This is a genomic window from Rhizobium sp. P43, assembly GCF_056730705.1.
This window is the reverse complement of record NZ_CM161539.1, coordinates 3610401-3630531: the sequence shown is the minus strand read 5'-3', so window position 1 is coordinate 3630531 and position 20131 is coordinate 3610401. Positions and strand designations below refer to the sequence as shown.

Annotated in this window: 21 protein-coding genes; 13 read left to right on the top strand and 8 right to left on the bottom strand. The window is 59.4% G+C overall.

From position 1 onward, the window contains the following. The first annotated feature begins 10 nt into the window (after positions 1–10). Both AC1PUL_RS18165 and mog read left to right on the top strand, forming a co-directional pair. Positions 11–541 carry a DUF2478 domain-containing protein gene (locus tag AC1PUL_RS18165; protein WP_480465476.1) on the top strand — a complete coding sequence of 177 codons (531 nt, stop codon included), beginning with the start codon at positions 11–13 and terminating at the stop codon, positions 539–541. Between the two features lie 124 nt (positions 542–665). Then, positions 666–1190, top strand: a complete 525-nt coding sequence (gene mog / locus AC1PUL_RS18160) for a molybdopterin adenylyltransferase (protein WP_480465475.1) — start codon at positions 666–668, stop codon at positions 1188–1190. 136 nt (positions 1191–1326) lie between these two features. Here the strand turns inward: mog and AC1PUL_RS18155 are convergent, their stop codons facing one another. The 4 genes from AC1PUL_RS18155 to AC1PUL_RS18140 form a co-directional block, all read right to left on the bottom strand. Then, entirely contained in the window at positions 1327–1962 is a 636-nt protein-coding gene (locus AC1PUL_RS18155) for a helix-turn-helix domain-containing protein (protein ID WP_480465474.1), read from the bottom strand. Positions 1963–2029: 67 nt separating this feature from the next. Further along, entirely contained in the window at positions 2030–2377 is a 348-nt protein-coding gene (locus tag AC1PUL_RS18150) for a hypothetical protein (protein WP_480465473.1), read from the bottom strand. Between the two features lie 112 nt (positions 2378–2489). Next, positions 2490–3101 (bottom strand): response regulator FixJ, encoded by a 612-nt coding sequence (gene fixJ, locus AC1PUL_RS18145; RefSeq protein ID WP_480465472.1) that lies wholly within the window; start codon positions 3099–3101, stop codon positions 2490–2492. Further along, a complete protein-coding gene (locus AC1PUL_RS18140) occupies positions 3091–4467 on the bottom strand; it encodes a PAS domain-containing sensor histidine kinase (RefSeq protein WP_480465471.1) in 1377 nt (458 codons plus the stop codon). Before AC1PUL_RS18140 ends, fixJ begins: the two co-directional genes overlap by 11 nt. A gap of 836 nt (positions 4468–5303) precedes the next feature. Between AC1PUL_RS18140 and AC1PUL_RS18135 the strand changes: the two genes are divergently transcribed. From AC1PUL_RS18135 to AC1PUL_RS18115, 5 genes are read left to right on the top strand one after another with little or no spacing between them, the layout of a single operon-like run. Then, the gene (locus AC1PUL_RS18135) at positions 5304–6077 is read left to right on the top strand and encodes a hypothetical protein (RefSeq protein ID WP_480465470.1); all 774 of its coding nucleotides are present in this window, start codon (positions 5304–5306) and stop codon (positions 6075–6077) included. A 35-nt stretch (positions 6078–6112) separates the two neighbouring features. After that, positions 6113–6358, top strand: a complete 246-nt coding sequence (locus AC1PUL_RS18130; protein ID WP_480465469.1) for a hypothetical protein — start codon at positions 6113–6115, stop codon at positions 6356–6358. Positions 6359–6416: 58 nt separating this feature from the next. After that, positions 6417–6944, top strand: coding sequence for a DUF4405 domain-containing protein (locus AC1PUL_RS18125; RefSeq protein WP_480465468.1), 528 nt, complete (start codon positions 6417–6419; stop codon positions 6942–6944). Between the two features lie 41 nt (positions 6945–6985). Beyond that, a complete protein-coding gene (locus tag AC1PUL_RS18120) occupies positions 6986–8491 on the top strand; it encodes a multiheme c-type cytochrome (RefSeq protein ID WP_480465467.1) in 1506 nt (501 codons plus the stop codon). Then, on the top strand, positions 8488–8694 hold the full coding sequence (locus AC1PUL_RS18115; RefSeq protein ID WP_480465466.1) for a hypothetical protein: 207 nt from the start codon (positions 8488–8490) through the stop codon (positions 8692–8694). Before AC1PUL_RS18120 ends, AC1PUL_RS18115 begins: the two co-directional genes overlap by 4 nt. Before the next feature lie 9 nt (positions 8695–8703). Here AC1PUL_RS18115 and AC1PUL_RS18110 read toward each other — a convergent pair whose 3' ends face one another. Further along, positions 8704–8907 (bottom strand): hypothetical protein, encoded by a 204-nt coding sequence (locus AC1PUL_RS18110; protein ID WP_480465465.1) that lies wholly within the window; start codon positions 8905–8907, stop codon positions 8704–8706. A gap of 57 nt (positions 8908–8964) precedes the next feature. Between AC1PUL_RS18110 and AC1PUL_RS18105 the strand changes: the two genes are divergently transcribed. Continuing rightward, the gene (locus tag AC1PUL_RS18105) at positions 8965–10797 is read left to right on the top strand and encodes an FTR1 family iron permease (RefSeq protein ID WP_480465464.1); all 1833 of its coding nucleotides are present in this window, start codon (positions 8965–8967) and stop codon (positions 10795–10797) included. 76 nt (positions 10798–10873) lie between these two features. On the opposite strand, the gene AC1PUL_RS18100 is transcribed toward AC1PUL_RS18105, so the two are convergent. Beyond that, on the bottom strand, positions 10874–11269 hold the full coding sequence (locus tag AC1PUL_RS18100; RefSeq protein ID WP_480465463.1) for a hypothetical protein: 396 nt from the start codon (positions 11267–11269) through the stop codon (positions 10874–10876). Continuing rightward, the gene (locus AC1PUL_RS18095; protein ID WP_480465462.1) at positions 11266–11409 is read right to left on the bottom strand and encodes a hypothetical protein; all 144 of its coding nucleotides are present in this window, start codon (positions 11407–11409) and stop codon (positions 11266–11268) included. The genes AC1PUL_RS18100 and AC1PUL_RS18095 overlap by 4 nt, the downstream gene beginning before the upstream one ends. A gap of 1618 nt (positions 11410–13027) precedes the next feature. Between AC1PUL_RS18095 and AC1PUL_RS18090 the strand changes: the two genes are divergently transcribed. The 4 genes from AC1PUL_RS18090 (at position 13028) to AC1PUL_RS18075 (ending at position 16763) form a co-directional block, all read left to right on the top strand. Beyond that, entirely contained in the window at positions 13028–13735 is a 708-nt protein-coding gene (locus tag AC1PUL_RS18090; RefSeq protein ID WP_480465461.1) for a Crp/Fnr family transcriptional regulator, read from the top strand. 78 nt (positions 13736–13813) lie between these two features. After that, positions 13814–14914 (top strand): ABC transporter substrate-binding protein, encoded by a 1101-nt coding sequence (locus AC1PUL_RS18085; RefSeq protein WP_480465460.1) that lies wholly within the window; start codon positions 13814–13816, stop codon positions 14912–14914. Beyond that, a complete protein-coding gene (locus AC1PUL_RS18080) occupies positions 14911–15978 on the top strand; it encodes a FecCD family ABC transporter permease (RefSeq protein ID WP_480465459.1) in 1068 nt (355 codons plus the stop codon). The genes AC1PUL_RS18085 and AC1PUL_RS18080 overlap by 4 nt, the downstream gene beginning before the upstream one ends. Continuing rightward, a complete protein-coding gene (locus tag AC1PUL_RS18075; RefSeq protein WP_054149276.1) occupies positions 15975–16763 on the top strand; it encodes an ABC transporter ATP-binding protein in 789 nt (262 codons plus the stop codon). The genes AC1PUL_RS18080 and AC1PUL_RS18075 overlap by 4 nt, the downstream gene beginning before the upstream one ends. Here AC1PUL_RS18075 and AC1PUL_RS18070 read toward each other — a convergent pair. Beyond that, on the bottom strand, positions 16753–17676 hold the full coding sequence (locus tag AC1PUL_RS18070) for a DMT family transporter (protein ID WP_054149277.1): 924 nt from the start codon (positions 17674–17676) through the stop codon (positions 16753–16755). The genes AC1PUL_RS18075 and AC1PUL_RS18070 overlap by 11 nt on opposite strands. Positions 17677–17941: 265 nt before the next feature. Between AC1PUL_RS18070 and AC1PUL_RS18065 the strand changes: the two genes are divergently transcribed. Further along, on the top strand, positions 17942–20113 hold the full coding sequence (locus AC1PUL_RS18065; protein ID WP_480465458.1) for a 4Fe-4S binding protein: 2172 nt from the start codon (positions 17942–17944) through the stop codon (positions 20111–20113). The last annotated feature ends 18 nt before the right edge of the window (positions 20114–20131 follow it).

Here is a 20131-nt window from a genome sequence, read left to right as displayed (position 1 = left end):
GAGCAAAACTATGAATCTCGCTTACACAATGGCACCGGGCCGCGGTGATACGGATCTGATCTTGGAAAAATTGGCTCGAGCCCTTAACGCGCGCGGCATGAGATGTTGTGGCACTGTTCAGATTAACACTCAGCGCGAAGACTATCGTCCATGTGACATGGACGTGTGCGTTCTACCTAACGGGCCCGTGCTACGAATTAGCCAAGACCTCGGTCTCATTGCACGTGGGTGTCGTCTTGACCCAGCTGCCTTGGAAACGGCTGTGGAACTGGTTTCACAAAGCCTGACACAAGATACGGATTTGCTGATCATCAATAAATTTGGCAAGCACGAAGCCGAGGGACGTGGATTTCGACCGATTATTGCGGAAGCTATTGCAATGGATGTTCCGGTCCTTGTTGGTGTCAACTCGCTCAACCTCGAAGCGTTTGAGACCTTTGCAGGTGGCATGGCGCTAAAGCTGCGACCTGAACTGGCAGCACTAGACAGTTGGGCGACACGACTTTCAGCAAAATTCAGCCAACGCAACGTGGTGGGCTAGCTGTTGCCGACAAAGATCCGTCAAACGGCCAGATCCCTGTTCACAGGCTACTTTACTGTTAGTAGCGGGCGATGTTTGTCTCGCCGAAATCTTGAATAGCAGCCAAGTTACAGGAGGGCGATGAATGCATATCGCTATTCTTACAGTCTCAGATCGTGCAAGCCGTGGTGAATATGAAGATTTGGGCGGACCATCAATTGAAAAATGGCTTCGAGACGTCGTGTCTTCGCCCTACGAAACAACGCGTGCTGTTATACCAGATGATGCGGCTCGTATAGAGCGTCAACTGCTGGAATTCTGTGATGAGCGCCCGGTAGATATGGTGTTGCTGACCGGTGGAACCGGGCCTTCGCCACGTGACGTGACACCGGAGGCTCTTAGGAGGATCTTGGTGAAGGAACTTCCGGGCTTTGGCGAAGAAATGCGACGTGCGAGCCTCGCTCAAACTCCAACAGCAATCCTATCACGCCAATCCGCAGGTATCCGCAACCGCACGCTGATCATAAGCCTACCCGGCAAGCCTTCGGCGATCAGTGTCTGCCTGGATGCCATATTCGCCGCTGTACCCTATTGTCTGGATCTCATCGGCGCTGGTCGGATTGAGACCAATCCGGAGCGGCTCATATCATTCCGGCCCCAAAAAGTGTAACTTGGCTCGCCTTCGTTTTTGCACCGGCCGACTTGTGTACCAATGGACCCTTCACCGCTATGGTCCAGATGGACGCTTGCTTCTTTATCGACAGCCGCAACAACGAGGGCGATTGAACTTGGGCCATCCGGCTGGCCTAGTTACTCAGCATGCGAAGCTTTTCAGGCTTGATGATTTCTATGCTGCGCGCATTGTGAAGCTTGACGATGCCCATGTCGCGCAGTTTCGAAATCGTGCGCGAGACTGTTTCGATGGTGATGCCGAGATAATCGCCTATGTCGATACGGCTCATGGGCAGGTCGATTAAGTCAGTGCCATCTTGGCGATCAGCCAGATCGACCAGGAAAACGGCTATCTTTTCCAGTGAACTTTGACGGCCGACGACAAGCAGGTGCTCCTGAGCTCGAACCATCGCCTTCAATGCGACGCCAACCAGGCGGTCGTTGAGCTGGCCGCCGGCTGCGCGTTCGACGGTGGTCAGGCCTGTGTTCACCATGGCCTCGGCATAGAAGCCGTGGGTCTCGTTGATCTCGAAGCCAAAAGTTTCTCCAACAAGATGAAAGGCGACGATTTGCCTGCGGCCGTCGGCCAGGAGGCGATAGATCCGCACAGCCCCGTATTCGATCTGGTAGAGTGATCGCGAGCGCTGGCCCTGGGCATAGATCACGCAATCCGGCGCGTGAAAGGTCACCGGCCTGATATGCGTCTGGCTGCGTGCACGCGGTATGGGCGAGAGATGCGAATTTTGCGTGATGGAAGCTGCGGTTTGCATCGGCATGTCCCCTTTGGTTGGAGGGATCATGTTGGATGAGAGGCTTTGCCGCTATTGAGTTCTTCCACTACGGATTTCTACGTAGGGCTGATACTGCGTTGGCGATATCAGGCCCGTCGAGCGGTTTGGACAGTACGCAAATGTCCTGCCCGTTTCCCCGGCCGTAATCCCTGTCGTCCTCCGCCAGGACAACGAGCTTTATGCCTCTGCTTGCCAGGTTGAGGCCGGCCGCAAGATCGGCGGGCGGCAGGCAGGTGTCGAGGATGACGCATTCCGCTCGGCTGATCGCCTCAGCGGCCCTGGTCCAGTCGTTGAATTGTTCCACCGGCTGGCCATGCGTGTTGAGCGCAAAGCTGATCGACCGCAGCAAAGCCGGGTCTTTGACAACAGCAACAATGGCAGACAGCGTGGACAATGGGATCCCAGAAGCTCGGTCGTGATCTTTCACCAAGCTTTCAGATCGCATCCTGGCCGACGCGCCACCTTGTCATGGATCAAGCGTTACGTCGGATTGCGCGACATATTGGCTAGACGCTGACGGTCAGTGACATGCGCACCAGTTCGGGTAGGCTGCGCGCCCTCATCTTCGTCATGACATTTGCGCGATGGACTTCGACGGTTCGCGGGCTGATGTCGAGATTGAACGCGATGGCCTTGTTTGGCTGGCCGGCGACGACGGCCGCCAGAATTTGCCGCTCGCGTTCGCTCAAGCTGCCAATGCGCGAGCGGATGTCATCGACGCTGAGCGTGCCCGCCGACGAGTCTGCCAGCCTCTCGGCCGCGCGCCGCACCGCCTCGATGATGACGGCCTCCTCAAACGGCTTCTCGATAAAGTCCACGGCACCCGCCTTCATCGCTTCGACGGCCATGGGAATATCGCCATGCCCCGTCACGATGATCGAGGGTATCGGGGGCGAAATGCTCGAGATTTTGCGCACCAGATCGAGGCCGCTCATGTCCGGCATGCGCATGTCGGTGACCAGGACGGCGTTGCGAAGGCTCGGGGCAATTTCCGAAAAGGTTGTTGCGGATGGATGAAGCCGCACGGCGAAACCGTTCACTGTGAGCATGAATCCCAGCGATTTGCGAAGTGCCTCTTCGTCGTCAACGATATGGACGGTGAAGTCATCAGGCTGCATTTTGGTCCTCGTCATGCTGTATAAGGGTGAAACAGAAGGAGGCGCCGCCGAGTTCACTTTTGGAGACGGTCATGTCTCCGCCATGGGCCTCGACGATGCGCCTGGAGATCGACAACCCGATCCCCATGCCTCCTGCCTTTGTCGTGGTAAATGGCTTGAAGATATCCTGGGCGACTTCCGGAGAAATTCCGGGACCGGAATCCTCGACGGTCACGGTTAGGAGCCCCATCTTGCCGGAACAAACGCTGACGCGGATTTCCTTTTTCTCGGTTTGCTTCATCGCCTCGATCGCGTTGCGCATGAGGTTGGTCAGCACCTGCTGAATCTGGATCCTGTCGACGAAGACCTGGTCGTTGTCCGAGGTGAAATCGAACACGGTGCGCACGCCCTTTTCCCGCGAGCCGACGAGAGCAAGCGCTCCGGCCTCTTCGACGAGTTGGCGCAGGCTCTCCGTCCGCTTTTCCGTCTCGCCTTTGGTGACGAACTCGCGCAAGTGTCGAATGATCTGCCCGGCGCGAATGCTCTGTTCGCCCGCTTCCAGCAATGCGTCACGAACCTGGATGTCGCGATCGCCAACTGCGTTCTGCAGGAGGCGCGCGCAGCCATGTACGTAGTTGGCGATGGCCGACAATGGCTGGTTCAACTCGTGCGCCAGCGTCGACGCCATCTCTCCCATCTCGTTTAATCGGCCGAGCCTTGCGAGCTCGGTCTGGATCTCCTGCAGGCGGGCGGCGGATTCCTCTCGCTCCGTGAGGTCGCGAACGAACCCGGTGAAGAACCGCTTTCCGCCACGTTTGATCTCGCCGACCGCGAGCTTCATCGGAAAAGTAGAGCCGTCCTTACGCTGGCCGACCACGACGCGGTCGACGCCGATGATCCTCTTTTCGCCCGTTTCCATGTAGCGGCGCATGTAGCCATCGTGCTCGACGCGATAGGGCTGAGGCATCAGCAGTCTCAGGTTTTGCCCGATTGCTTCGTCTTCCGAATAGCCAAACTGGCGGACAGCAGCGGAGTTGAACGAGATTATGATTCCATTCTCGTCGCTGACAATGGTGGCGTCGAGAACGGTGTCGAGGATCGATCCCAGACGCGCCTCACGGTCCTCCAGTGCTTCACTTAGCTCCGCCAACTTCTCTCGATTTTTGTCTGTTCGCCTAGCAATCCAGACAATGAGTGCCGTCAAGACGACAAGCGCGCCTGCTTGAATGGTAGCTGTTCCTGAGAGCAGAAAATGACCAGAAAGAAGCCAAAGGACCAGGCCAAAGACGGCTGCGAGTAGGGCCGGGCCCGCGCCACCGATCAGAGCTGTGGCGGCGACCAAAATAGGAACAAGTAAGGAGAGTGTTTCTGAAGCGGCGTCGCCCATAGCCGAGATCGCTGCTCCAGCGGCGGCGGCTGTTCCAAGGACCGCAAAGACATACCCCAAAGCATTGGGGAGCGATCGGTTTTTCCTTGTTTGAGAGTTTACCATTTCGACCGTGTTTTTTGAACTCACTCCGCCAAGCGCGATTTGTGCGGTGCAGTCATCCGCACCAATTCCGTTCGATTCGGCATATCTGCCCGGGACCCTAGCCCTTGTATCCGATTGATAGAAGTCAAAAATTTAATCCTCGAGAGTATTCTCCATCACCTCATGGCAATAGGGGTTGCCCTGGGTCAGAACGCTGCCCCCATAATGTGGCGAAGCTACCGGGCGGATCTCTTTGTCCGCCGAAAACAAGATGACCTATCAGACCGGAACGAGCTTGGTTACGGAAACGCTTCCCGTCTGGAGAGCGCCAAATTCGCTTTTCGCGGAAACCTTGGCGATGACAATGATGTTGCCTATGCCGTTCGCTTCAATAGCCCTCTTAAAGACGAGTATCGTCTTTCGTTCGCTGTGCGCCCGGCTACGGTCTCAGCATCAACGTGTCGGCGCGCATCGCCTTCTGACACACGCACTAAACTGCGGATTCCCAAGTATTCTGGGCTTTGGATGATGCTGCCGCGTGCCTCCGACCCGGGGTCCGCGGCATATTTGATTGCTCACAGCGGCGCTGGTGTGGTGGAATCAGGAATACCTTCAAATAATTGTCCAGATTTGCGCTGGCGCAAAGATCTCGACCACTGCAGTTGATAAGCATTCGCAATTGACGTTCCGCGCTTTGCGCGTCACGGAAGTTCGTTTCTCAGTTCACGCCATTCAATCAAAAGGATTCCGCCATGAACATGCGCCAGCCGGTCCTCGCCCTTATGCTTTCCTCGGCCCTTGTGGCGCCCTGCGCGGTCAGTGCGGCGGAGGATGCTGAGAGCCGCGGTCTTGCGAATGTCAAGCAGTTCACGCTCGATCACAATCGCCGGCTGGTGGCTCAGGCGGAGTTGCTGGACGCCGCGCTGGCAGACTATGCCGGCGTGATCGCCGGTCATAGCGGTGATTACGCGGCCGCCTGGGCGGCCGAGGGTGCGCGTCTCGCCAAGCAGGTCGCTGCCATTCGAACCCTGTGGCTTGAGGCATCGAACCAGTATGAGACGGTCGAGGGCATTGTCGCGGGCATTCCCTCGACGGCAAAGTATGACCTGATCCTCGACGCCGGTAATCCGGGTTCGGAAGCCGAGGACGTCGCCGAATACGATCTCAAGCTGCCCGACGGGACCGTGCTTCAGCGCCCCGGCAACCTGTTCCACGGGATCACCGAGCCACTGTTCTGGGGTATGAACGAAGCGGACATCAAGCTTCCGGCGGATCTTGACGGTGATGGTAAGATCACCCGCGGCGAAATGCTGTTTGATGCCAATCTCGGCCAGGGTGCGGGTCAAGCACTCGTCCATTGGGCCAAGGCGCTCGAGACAGACATGGCCGCCTGGACTCCCAATCGCGAGGATGCCTTCACCTCCGTCGTCGTCATGACCCCGACGGTGGGTGACTATTTCGGCGAGTGGAAGGAATCGCAGTTCATCACCGGTGAGATCGGCGCTTTCGTCGCCAAAGCCGCCTGACGGATGTGCAGGGCATCATGAATGGTTGCCGCAAAATGTATTCCGAGGCGATTTCGCCGGTGGTTGCCGCCGGCGACGGTGATCTCGACGCGCGGATCAAGGCAGGTTTCGAGGAACTGCTGACGCTGGTCGACGACACGCATGCGCGGGAGGCGTCCGGCACCAAGTTTGGGGTCGAGGAGGCCGACGCGCTGGGCAACGAGGCGCAGGACATCGCCGACCGGATTGTCGCCATGATCCTGCAGGCTGCCGCGAAATCCGGCGTCAATATCAACGGCTGACCACGGAATGGGCAATGCGCGGCCGGCCGGATGTGCAGGCCGCCGGGACTGGATGTCGATGACAAGCCTCGAAACCTCGATGAAAGCAGACTGGCCGCGATCCGCAATGGTGCGCGGCGACAAACTGCCTGTCGTTCGCCATGCGTCGCTGTTGAGCCTGATGTTCGCGGTTCTGTTGGGCACGGGCGTGTACATCGAATTCCTCGCCGGCTGGAACTGGAACGCCGGGGAGGCGGTCCTCCTGCTTCACATCGTTCTGGGGCTCGTCTTCGCCGCTATGTTCCTGTTCTGGATCGGCGCGCATGTGCGGCGGGGACTGCCGAAAAGCCAGCGTCCTCTGTTCACATGGCTCAGTTGGATGCTCCTGGCTACCTACGCCCTCGTCGTTGTCACCGGGGTGGTTATGATCATTCCGTCGGCAATGTTTTTCGCCGGCTGGAGCTGGTTCTGGCGGTTCGAGACGACGCATCTCCTCACCCTGGTCCATCTCTGGAGCGCACTGGCCGCTACCGCCGGTCTCATCGCGCATCTCTATCTGCGGCACTGGCACAAGCCGGCCTCCGTGACGGGAGGAGCTTCTTCATGAAGTACCAGTTCAAGACCCATATGCCATTTCTGGCCCTTGGCATGCTGAGCGGACTGCTGGTGATCGTCGGCGCTGAACTGCTGCGGCCGAAAAACGCGGAGCCGGGAGTGCCGCTCGCGGACATTCCCTTTTACCAACTGCCGTTCGGTCCGGACGATGCCGGCCAGCCGAGACCGTTCTGGCCCTCCCGGCTGCAAACAGGGAACGGCAGGATGATCGATCCCGCCGTCATTCCCTCGGCTGCGGAATGCGCCACCTGTCACCAGCGCGAATTCGAGGAATGGGCGCCATCCTTGCACGCCATCGCCGGGCGCGACACAGTGTACGAGCGGGCGGTCGAGGCTAACGAAGACCTGCACAAGGACGGCATCGAGAAAGCACGCTTCTGCGAGGGCTGCCATGCGCCGGGCGAGGTGCTGGCCGGGCGGACCAATCGCTTCAAGTCGGTCATGCCGTCGGCGGCTGAAACCGAAGGCATCACCTGCGTCATGTGCCATACGGCGACGCATGCCGATCCTGAAGAGGGCAATGGCGCACTGACGCTGGCGGTCAATACCGGAGTTGACCAGCTCTCCAATGCCATGATCCTCGCCGCGCCGCGTGACCATGCCCGAGCCTATGGCGAGGCGGCGACGAATGCGTTGATCGCAAGCGGTGATTTCTGCGGCGCCTGCCACACCGAGGGCTATGACGCGTCAATGTCGAAGGCGGAAAGTCGGCAGCATGTCCAGACGACCTTCAGCGAATGGAAGGAGAGCTGGTACGGTCGCAACGACGTCACCTGCCAGGATTGCCATATGGCCCCGGATCCGGCCGCCTATGTGAGACAAATCAGGCAAGGCGACCTGGCTAAGCCCGAACGCTATTCGCACAACTTCGTCGGCGCCAACTACCTGATGTTTGATACCAGCCTCGGCACGAATCTCACCTTCCTGCGCGGCGGGATCGTGCCAGGTTTGTCGGACGCGAAAAATACGGAATTGATCGCCCGACAAGGGGAGGCGACCCGGGCGCTGTTGCGTTCGGCCGCTGGTCTTTCGCTCCGGCAGAGCACGGTCGAGGAGGATCTTGTGCTTTTTGCCGTTGCCGTGCAAAATCTGGGGGCTGGCCACAATCTGCCGACCGGGGTGATCGACCAGAAATACATGTGGCTGGAGGTGGTGCTCCGGGACGGTAAGGGGACGGAGATCTATCATTCCGGTGCCTTCGATGCCGTGCGCGGCGAAACCGACCCCGACGCCGTGATCTGGCGGGAGGACTTCATCGACGTCGAAGGCAAACGCATCCCCGACCACCTGACCTTCATCACCGCCGCCATATCGCATGTCCGTCCGGGTGTCCCGGCAAGGGGCGAGGATGTCGTCACCTACGAGGCAAAGCTCCCTCCCGGGGTCGAAGGCCCATTCATCCTGGAGGCCCGGCTGTGGTACCGCGTGGCCACGCAGGAGTTTGCCTACAATACGCTCAAGACCAACCTGGTCATCCCTCCATTCGAACTGGCGGCGGAACGGTTCGTTTTGCCCGCGACAAAAGAGGTTCGTCCGTGAACATCCGCCGCTCCGCACTCTTGATCATGCTGCTGACGTTGATCTGCGGCTTTATGGCGCCGGCCGCCGCCGAGGTGCCATGGCAGGATGCGGAAGCGCTTCGCGGCGAGAGCGCGGCAATCCAGCGCCTCTTGTTCCGCGCGCCGGACGAGGGCTTGCGGCGGGACATGGCGACGCGGATCGAGCAGGTGCGCCACCTGTGAAAAGGCCGGTTAGAGAGCGCCTATCGGCTTGGCGCGCCAGACGCCGTCACGCCGATTGGCGACGCAGTTGACGAATTCGCGGTTGCCCTTGCCGAATGGGACGCCGGCCAGGCCGCGACGGCGCGCGCGCGGATCTGGACGGGTCTGCTTCACGGCGCATTCGAGGCCACGCTGCGGGCGCTGGACGAGGGGCGATCCGATGATGCCGCACAATGGCTGACCATCCGGGAATATGCGCGCACCTCGCGCGACACCGCCGCCACCATCGCTATGCGTGAAGTCATCGATGGGCGTCTTGAACCGGCACTGGCACGGGAGGTCATTGAGGCCGAACTTCTTGGTGTGTATGCGGGTGAGTTGCGACGGTCGATTGCCGAAGCCCGTTCACATCTCGCCTCGGGCTACCAGGTGCAGTTTGCCCATGCCTTGGCGCGGGCGAGAGGGCTGCACGACCTTCTGTCCCACAATATCGCCGCCCGGATCGGGCACCAGCGGGCCGAGGCCATCCGGTCTGCCTTCGCCGAGGCAGGTTCTCTCTCAGCCGACGCGGTGGAGCCGGTTCTAGCCAATCTTGAGACGAACCTGGCGACTTATTCGCCGTTCAGTCTGTCGTCCGAGGATCGTGAGCGGCGGGTGAGACTGCTGTCACGGTTCATTCTCCTGGTTCCGGTGGAATACGAGAAGGGTGTGCGAGACGGAGAGGTCACCATCCCGTTTGAATATTTCGAGGCCGGCCTGTTTCGCGACCGCGCGGCGATGTTGTTTGGCGATCTTGGTTCCGATCTTGCGGCGCGCTCACCTCAGGCCTTCGAGCGGCTCGGCTTCCTCCTGGCCGAGATGGATACGGTCATTGCCAGCAAGGGCGACGAACAGCGGATCCGGTCGTTGTCCGAGGAGGCCGCGCGGATGATCGCGGATCTCTATGGTGCCTCTTCGGAGGGGGGATACAAACTTTCGCTAAGCATGCTGCCGGACCTTTTCGACGAAATCCTGCTGGTAGCCCAGGCCGGCGACTGGGAGGAGGCTGAACTGAAGCGGCTTGAGGCCTATGCTCTTTTCGATCCCGATATCGAGCAACGCCTGATGCCACGGGCGCCGGCGCTGGCCTTGAAGATGGAGGCGGGCTTCTGGGAAGGCAGCGCATACGAGCCCGGCTTTGGCCGCCTCATCGCGGAAAAAGGCCCGGAAGAGGGTCTGAAACAGGTCGTCCTGGACATGAAGGCTGCCACGGTGCAGGCGGGGCAGATCCTCGACACCCGGCTTTCCTCGATCGGAGCTTTTCTGCAATCCCTTGCCATTCTCGTGCGTGAAGGCTTAGAGGCGGTCCTGGTCCTCAGCTGCATGATCGGCGCCCTGAAGGCAGGCGGAACACCCGCCGGTGGTCCAAGAGGCTGGCGCCTGGCGGTGTCGGGTGGCGTCGCGATCGCCCTGCTCGCTTCGTTCGCGCTTTGGTTGGCGGTAGGCAAACTGTTCGACATGAGCACGCTGCAGCGCGAACTCCTCGAGGGTGCGACCGCCCTCGTCGCAGCGGGCGTGCTGCTCTATGTGACCCACTGGATGTTCCGCAAGGCCTATGTCGGGGACTGGGTGGCGCACATCCGGCGAAAGAGCAATGCCGTTAGCGGATCGGGCGAAACCGCGACCATGTTTGGCGGGCTGACGGTCTTCGGGCTGGCCTTTCTTGTGGTCTTCCGCGAAGGCTTCGAGACGGTGCTGTTCTACGAAGCCCTGATGACCGACGCCCCGGCCATGCCGGTCCTTGCGGGCCTTGTGGCCGGTACCGTTCTGGCCGTGACGGTCGCCTATCTCATGCTTGGCCTGGAGGCGAGGTTGCCGGTGGCGGCATTTTTCAGGGTGACCGGCGGACTATTGGCGCTCTTGTGCATCACGCTTGTCGGCAACGGCATTCGTGGACTGCAAACGGCGGCGCTTGTGCCCGCGACACCGGTTTCCTGGTTTCCCGACCAGCCCTGGCTGCAGCTTTATTTCGGCCTTTATCCCGTCGCCGAGGCCCTGTTCGCGCAGTTGTGGATCGCCCTGCTTCTCATGCTGTCCGTCGTCTGGCTGCTGGGTTTTCGCTCACGCACGGCATCCGCCAGGTGATTAGTCTTCGCGCCAAAACTCGCCGTGAGCGTTTCTGACGCTGGCCGGAGAGACGGATCCGGCAAGGGGCGCCACGTTATGTCCTTAGCGATCGCAGGGCGATAACTGCGATGCACGCCCATACGGTTGAACGCAGCAGCATCGCAGCGACCGTACGCATTTCATAAAGTCCTCCGTTTGCGACATGAGCGGCGAAGGCAGCCAGAACGACCACCGTCGAGACCGCGATCGCCGCAGACAGCCATGCCGCCGCCCGTCGTTGCCGGAGAAGGCCGAGGCCTGCCAGGATATAGGCAAAGCCCGCGAGAAAATTGAACCATAGGACAAATGGGACCGCGTTTCCGACCACCGCCCGCGTTGCCTCCGTGCCGAATAGCGCCATGCCTCCCGACAGGACCGTCAATAGCCCAAAGGCAAGGCCGATGGCGCCCGCCGCCGTCAATCCCCTGCCGCTTTGTCTGGTCGTTCTCATGTACAGCTTCCCCTCTGGTCTTCCAGCCGACCATCACGCAGATGGAAAAGCCGACCGAAACGGTCATAGATCTTTTCGTCATGGGGCACGGCGACAATGCAGGCATCCTGCTCGGCGGTCAGTTTGCGCAGCAGATCCATGACGATCCCAGCCCGCGATTCTCGTAAACCGACTCTCCGTCGAGCAACAAATGCCCCTTTGTCGAGTCGCCTATTTCACCACGCGTCTGCTGAACCCAGGCCGCCTGATTTGCAAGTTGCAATCGCGGGGTCTGCGTATCGGTCAGCGTGGTGTAGAGATCTGGATCGCCCCCTGTGTTCATCACATCTTCGATAAATCCGACGATCTTGAACCGGGTTCGACCAAGGACCACGCGGTCACGGATGAGAAGGCCGTGACTTGCGGGCGGCGACCGCTTCGTAGTGGCTCTGCGTTATTCCATGTCCCTCGACTATCACTGCCGGACCGACGGCAGTGGCCGCGCCCATATCCGATGATATAGAGCCGCAGCGATCGGGCTGGCGAACGAGGCTCACTTTCTGGGAGGTGATGCTGACTGCGTCGCTCACGCCGTGAAGCCGTGCCACCGCTTTCCCAAGCGGATGTCGGTGGCCATCGCATGCTTGATAGGAAATTGGCGAAAGATCCCTGCACATATCAGGCCGATTGCGCCGGCGAAATCAGAGGTCGCTAGCCGGTTATTGCCACGCCCGTCGCCAAATCGCAAGTAGCTCGGCCTTCCGATCTTCTGCCGATTCGCGTCCAATCACGCCTTCCCCAAGTTAATTAATGACCACTAACGATCCTTGGATAGGAAGTCAATTGCTCTGAGCCTTGTGCGATAACTGAGGTAGTGGCAGGCCTCGCGTTGGAGGGGTGTGACATATCAGGCCGTGGCCATGCAGGCGCCGCCCTCTGATTGGTGCCGCATCACCGGTTCGTCATCGTCAACATGAGAGGATGGCTTTACGAAATCGCGAAGTCAGCTGCAAGGTCACACCAACCATGCGGCGCAGCTACCGGATTCTTGCACGATCGCATATCGCGACCGTGAGCAACGGCTTTTGTTGACTGCAGATGGCGGCCCTTGGATTGGCGCAATTGGTTCCGCGAACTCCCTAACACCATGGATGCAGTCTTGCTTCCACCGCATTCCGTCCCCCGAGGCTCTGCTCGCGCAGATTCTTGTTTGGACTTGCGGGGTAGAGTGCTTGCATCTACCCGTGGTCGCAGTTTTCCATTGTGGCAACAGCTTGTTCCAGATCAATTACGACCGGCTTTTGCCATGCTAGTTAGTTTAACAGAGTTTAATTCAGATCGGGCCACTGGCGTCGTGCATAGAATAGTCAGGGTAATCCTCGCACTGCTGCTCGTCATGGCTGGGCTCTCACACCAGCCTCTGCCGGGCGTAGTTGATATCGGGACGCGCGACTTGTCCGCGTATGTTCTGCCCGATGGCACGATACCCGAACTGTGCATTTCGACTGAGGATGGTGGCGCTCACCACTACGGCGCGGCGACTACCTGTGAAGCCTGCTTGATTGCATCATCAGCCCTGCTCCCGACTCCGGTCGATGTCGTCGGTCGCCGCATGGTTATTGCTGTCGACGTGGCGGCCCCTTCGCTAGGCGACAGATGCTATCGCCGTCTTTTTTCCGCGAGCACTGCGCCGCGGGCGCCCCCGGTACCGGATTCCGTCTGAATCCGGTCCGAAATTGACGTCAACCGTCCGGACCGATCTCGTTTTGGCGCCGATGGATGTCGTTGCATCGTGATCGGCCAACTCCCGGTACCGTCATGTTGCACGTTGTCCCTGTCAGCACTTCACTAAGTTCGCATTCCAGCATTCCCGCCCCCTGTTCATCAAAAGCCAGGTTCTTCAAGGGACGTGACTTTGTACCCCCTGGCACTGTCTTGTTCAAACAGGGTCATCCGACAGTTCCCCAGTTTCGACTGTCTGAAGGTTGTATCGCGCTTTCCCAGACCCTTGCAGACGGACGTCGCCAGATCGTCGACATCGTCGGACCCGGCGCGTTGGTTGGCATTGTTCTCGGCGACAAGAACCGGATGACCGCTGAAACGCTGAGTTATTGTCACATCGAGCGACAAAATGGCGACCATGTCGATAAAACCTACAGCGCGATTTGCGAGGCCATGAAGCGGATCGAAGCGCACACCGTGCTCCTGGGGCGGAAGACAGCGCCTGAACGAGTGGCGAGCGCGATCCTCGATCTTTCAGAACGTTTTTCACGACCGCAGCGCGCGCATTTCGAGAGCCGTGTCTTCAACCTCTATCTCGGGCGAGGTGATCTGGCTGATTGGTTGGGCTTGTCACTTGAGACGGTAAGCCGCTGCTTTACCCGGTTCAAACGCGCTGGGCTGATCGATTTCGATGAGCCCGAAATCGTCACCCTGCTGAATACTCCGGCACTCCAAGCGATTGCAGACGGCGCCGCATCTGCCTGAGCGGGACGTCGTCACCCCGTTTTTCCATCCCCCTGCGGGTCAATAAGGTCGACCCGTTATAACCAAAAGGAAAGTCTTATGAAAAACCTGTTGCTTTGCACATGCGCCCTGATCGCTCTTGCGGGGCAGGCCATGGCCGATATCACCGTAACCGACGTGAAGGGGCGGAGCGTCACGGTTCCCAAGACACCCGATCGAGTCGTCCTTGGCTTCTATTATGAAGACTATCTGGCCATCGTCGGTCCGAACGCAATCGACAAGGTGGTGGCCTTGTCGCTGTCGACCTGGAAGGATTGGAGGCCGAGCCAATTTGCTGCCTATGAAAAGGCACTTCCGAAACTCGCCTCCATTCCCGATGTTGGAAACACGGAAGACAATACCTTCTCGATTGAAAAGGTGATCGCGGCGCGGCCCGATCTCGTCATCCTCGCTGCTTGGTCCTACGACGCGCTCGGCGAAAGCGTCAAACAGTTCGACGACGCCGGGATCCCGGTTGTGACCCTCGACTACAATGCCCAGTCCGTGGAGAAGCATGTTGCGTCGACGCTGGCGCTCGGCACGCTGATGGGCACACAGGACAGGGCGCAGGAGCTGGCGGATAATTACCAGGATGCCATGGCGGATATCGCAGCCCGCGTCGAGGCTGCGGGCCCGTCAAACAAGAAGGTCTATGTGGAACTCGCTCAAAAGGGGCCTTCGGAGGTTGGAAACTCCTATGGTGATACAATGTGGGGAGCGCTGGTCGACAAGCTTGGTGGCGACAACATCGCTAAGGGTCAGGTCGGGAATTGGGGTCCGCTGAGCCCCGAATATGTTCTCGCGCAGAAGCCGGATCTCATCTTTCTGGCCGGTTCGGAGTGGTTGAACAAGCCACAGTCGGTGTCAGTCGGTTTTGGCGCGTCCAACGAACTCGCCCGCGAACGGATGAAAGCCTATCTGGGACGCCCCGGCTGGGCAGAGCTTCCTGCGGTGAAAAATGGTGACGTTCATGCCATCTATCATGGTGGCGCGCGCACCTTGTCCGACTATGTCTTTGCGCAATACATCGCTAAGCAGTTGCACCCCGACGCCTTCAAGGATGTCAATCCGGAGCAGAACCTCAAGGACTACTACAAAGCCTGGCTGCCTATCGAAGCTGATGGCACCTTCGTCTTGCCGTATCAGGCTGTCGGCCAATGACCACTGCTCTCAGCAAGGTTGACTTCGTGCGCGGCGACTATCGCCGCGCCTCCCGGCATCGTCAGTTGGGCCTGGCCCTGTCCGTCTTGGCTTTGATCGCTCTGATGCTGCTAGATTTGACGACGGGTCCATCCGGGATGCCTCTCAACGATGTGCTGAAGGGCCTTATTGCAGGGCCAGCCGGTGAGGATAGGATGACAGCAACTATTCTATGGCAGTTGAGAATGCCGCAGACGGTGATGGGGCTCGTGGTTGGAGCATGTCTGGGGCTTGCCGGCCTTCAGATGCAGACAATCCTCGACAATCCGTTGGCTAGCCCGTTCACGCTCGGCTTTTCGGCCGCAGCAGGGTTTGGTGCCGCACTTGCCATCATGTTCGGCGGGGCTCTCGCCATTCCGGACTATTTCGTCGTTCCAATCTCAGCCTTTGCCATGACGCTTGTGGCCTGCGGCTTGGTTTACCTCATTGCTACCTTGCGCGGCGCATCGCCTGAAATCCTTGTGCTGGGCGGGATTGCCGTTTCCTTTTTCTTTCAATCGATCCAGTCGCTGTTGCAGTTTCTCGCCTCGCCGGAGGTGCTGCAGCAGATCGTCTTCTGGCTTTTTGGCAGCCTGCTGAAGGCGACATGGACGAGCGTGTCGGTCAGTGGTGCAATCCTGCTGTTCTGCCTGCCGTTTGTCGCCCGCAACTGCTGGGCACTGACCGTGCTGAAACTTGGCGACGGCAATGCTCGCAGTCTTGGCCTATCTGTCGAAAAAGTGAGGCGGGAAACCTTTCTTCTCGTGGCGTTGCTCACTGCAGCGGCTGTTTCCTTTGTTGGCACCATCGGATTCGTCGGTCTGATTGCGCCGCATGTCTGCCGACTCATCGCCGGTGAAGATCATCGTTTTGCCCTGCCATTGTCTGCAGTTATCGGTGCAGTGATCCTCGTGGGTGCATCCGTGTTTGGAAAATTCATTTCACCGGCCGCGGTCATCCCGGTCGGTATCGTCACTGCGATCGCAGGCATTCCTATGCTGTTTGCCGTGATCCTGTCTCGCGGCGCTGAGGGAGGTGTCAAGTGAGTGAAGGTCTTATCTTTGATCGGGTCGGTGTCCAGTTCGGAAGCCGCATCGTCTTGAGCGATGTTGAAGCCCAGTTTGCTCCCGGTCAGATCATCGGTCTTGTTGGACCCAATGGCTGTGGCAAATCCAGCCTGCTCGGTGCGGTCGCGGGACTATTGTCTCATCGCGGCGAGATTACTTTCAACGGCCGTGGTGTCGATGCTCAAAATCTTGGTTACATGCCGCAACACAGCCAGATCCGCGCCAGCCTTTCGGTGCTTGAGGTTGTGTTGCTCGGGCGGCATGAGCAGCTCGGATGGAGAGTGAGCGCCGATGTGCTGGAGGCGGCTTATGGTATTCTCGGCTCCTTTGGTATCGAGGATCTGGCATCGCGTCCTATCCACGCGCTTTCGGGTGGACAGCAGCAACTGGTGCTACTGGCGCAACGACTGCTGCGTGCGCCGAGATTGCTGTTGCTAGACGAAGCGACGAGTGCGCTTGATCTGGCGCATCAATTGCGGGTCTTCGAAATACTCAGAGCCTATGTCGAGCGCACGGGTGCTCTGGTGATGATTGCAATTCATGATCTCAACCTGGCTGCCCGTCACGCCGATGGCATCATGTTGCTGCGCAATGGCGGACTGGCTGGCTCAGGCCGATTTGATGACGTGGTAACGCCCCAAGTGCTTCGTTCAGTCTACGGTGTCGAAGCGGAGGTGCTAACCTCCTGCAGGACCGGCTCGGTCATCGTCCCGCTGGCGCGGGTGCGCGAAGGGTCAGTGGCTCCAATTCGGCTTAGTCCTTGAGGCTCGAGGCGCGCCGACTTGCCTCGAGCGCCGCAACGACGGCACCTGCCAGAACCAGTGGCAGGGCAAGGAGAAAGGGATGTGTCAGTGGCTCACCAAACAGGATGAGATCGGCCAGAATCGGCCACAGGATTGCCAGATACTCGAAAGGGGCAAGACGCGAGGCTTCAGTATAGCGAAAGGCCAGCGTCATGCAGATATGTGCAAAGCCCCCGAAAATTCCGGCACCTACCAGGTAGAGAAATTGAGATAGGCTCGGCGCCGCCCAGCCGAATGGCAGCGTCGCGATGCCGCCGATCATGGAGGCCACGACAAAATAGAATGCGATGGCGCCTGGACTTTCTGTCCGACTTAGGCTGCGAACCATGATCAAGGCGAATGCGGTGAGCAGACCCATTAGGAGACCAAAGCCGAAACCGATCAGGCGGGTTTCGTGCGCCGTTGATTGACCAAGTTCGGGCCATACGAGTGCCACCACGCCAAGAGTTCCCAGTATCACCCCTGCTGCCCGCCAGGCCGTGGCCCGTTCTGAAAGGATGACTACGCCCGCAATCGCTGTGAAAATCGGAGAGAGGTACCCAAGCAAGGTTGCCTCCGCGAGTGGCAGGCGGGCAATCGAGGCGAAGGATGCAAACATGGCCGCTGCGCCGAGTGCCGATCGCAGCAGGTGATCGAGCGGCCGCCTTGTCGCTAGCCCGCCAGGAAACTCCCCTCTCATCCAGAGGAAAACGACGAGCGGAATGAGCGCAAACGCTGACCGAAAGAACACGATCTGTCCTACCGGGACATCGGCAGACACCGCTTTGACAAATACAGCCATGGCCGCAAACAGCGCACCTGAGAGAATGCGCAGAATGATGCCGACGGCAGGGCGGTCTAACTGCTCTTGGTTCACGCTGCTCTCATTCTTCATGTGCCACCACCACTGACTGTCTAAACGCTGTATGGGACCCGGCTCTGGTCGTCGCCAAAGCGTGCAATGTCACTGTTCGCCGGGGAAGTCGAGAGGTTGAGCGGCGGTCCGGCAGTAGCAGTCTGCCGCTGTCTCGTTGCGCACTTGACCGACGTTTGTCAGTCGCATGCAATCATTCGCGAATTGCCTGGATGCTTGATCTAGCGCAACGATCCTGCGCCCGGAAGACGCCAATGCTCCTGCAACGATTTGCGGGAAATCTGGAATGAAACTCTTCCGTCTGGTCATGCTGCTCTGCGCCTCCCTATGCCTGGCTTACTCAGCCAGCGCGGCATCGGTGCTGCAACAGTATCTGCCTGCGGCCAAGGTCTCTGATCTCGTGCCGGACGCAGACGGTTTCGGTCCCATCCGCGCGGACCTGGCAGCCGCGCCCGTGTTGAAGGGCGGCGAGACTGTAGGCTGGGTGTTTGCCACCTCTGATTTCGTCGGTACGACTGGCTATTCTGGCAAGCCGATCCACACGCTGGTAGCAGTTGGTCTCGACGCCAAGATCATCGGCGTGCAACTGGTCAAGCATTCCGAACCCATCGTTCTGATCGGTATTCCCGAGGCCAAGGTCAAGGCACTGGTTTCCGCATATACTGGACTGGACCTCGTCGCGGAGGCGAAATCCGGCGGTACCGCACATGATGTGGACATCATCTCCGGCGCCACCGTCACCGTGATGGTGATCGACGATTCCATCGTCCGGTCTGGCTTGAAGGTGGCGCGCGCGCTTGGGCTTGGAGGTCTGGCACCGGAAAGCGAACAGTCCGGCCCGCGCCTCACCGTTGATCTTGATGCCGCCTCACCGTCCGACTGGATCGAGGCCGAGGGTGACGGCACCATCCGCCGATTGTCCCTCGATGTGGCGCAGGTCAATGCAGCCTTCGCCGAGCATGCAGATGCGCGGGCGCGCGAGCGGGCCCTGACTGAGCCGCCGGAAACCGCATTTATCGACATGCATGTGGCGCTGGTCTCAGTGCCATCGATCGGCAAGGCCCTGCTCGGGCAAGCCGAGCAGGCCAATCTGGGGACTTGGCTGAAGGAGGGCGAAAACGCCATCGCCATCGCCGGCAGAGGGCTCTACTCCTTCAAAGGATCGGGTTATGTGCGCGGCGGAATTTTCGACCGCATCGTTCTGATCCAGGACGACGTATCGGTTCGCTTTCGCGATCGTGATCACCGTCGACTGGGAGGGATTGCGCTTTCCGGTACGCCCGAATTCACTGAGATGGACGTCTTTCGGATTCCCGCCAATGTCGGCTTCGATCCGACCAAGCCTTTCCGCATCCAGCTTCTGGCGCATCGCGAGGTCGGACCGATCGAAAAGGTTTTCCATACCTTCGACCTCGGCTACCAACTGCCGCAGAAATACCTGAAGGCCGTCGCCCAGCCGGCGGTCGAGGTCGCTAGCGTCGCGGATCGTGACGAGGGCTCTGCCCAAGCGGACCTGTGGAAGCGCATCTGGCGCGACAAAACGCTGGAGATCACCGTTCTCGGCGCCATGCTGTTCGTGCTGACGGCAGTGTTCTTCTTCCAGACCTATGCCGTGAGGAATGCGAGAGCCTTTTCCATCTTCCGTATCGCCTTCCTCATGGTGACATTGGTTTTCCTCGGCTGGTATGCCAATGCACAGCTCTCGGTGGTCAACCTGATGGCCCTGTTTGGCAGCCTGGTCACCGGCTTTTCCTGGCAGGCTTTCCTGCTCGATCCGTTGACCTTTATCCTCTGGTTCTCGGTGGCGGCTGCGCTGCTGTTCTGGGGCCGCGGTGCGTATTGCGGGTGGCTTTGCCCGTTTGGCGCTCTGCAGGAGCTGACGAACCAGATCGCCCGAAAATTGCACATCCCCCAATGGACGCTGCCCTGGGGACTGCATGAGCGGCTGTGGCCGCTGAAATACATGATTTTCCTCGGCCTGTTCGGGGTCTCTCTGATGAGCGTCGAGCAGGCCGAGCACCTGGCCGAGATCGAGCCCTTCAAGACGGCGATCATCCTCAAGTTCATCCGGGCCTGGCCATTCGTCGCCTATGCGGTAGCGCTTCTGGTCGCCGGCCTGTTCGTCGAGCGCTTCTACTGCCGCTATCTCTGCCCGCTTGGTGCCGCACTCGCGATCCCGGCGCGCATGCGCATGTTCGACTGGTTGAAGCGCTACCACGAATGCGGCAACCCCTGTCAGACCTGCTCCAACCAGTGTCCGGTACAGGCCATTCACAAGACCGGCGAAATCAATCCGAACGAGTGCATCAACTGCCTCCACTGTCAGGTGCTCTACCAGTCAGAAACCGTCTGCCCCGTCGTGATTAAAAAAATGAAGTCACGGGCAAAGCTTGCGGCAAGTCCGGGCGGTGCGCCGATCAGCCAATCCGCAGCAAAGTCTAACCGAAGCCAGATCTAACTGAAGAAGGACATCGAC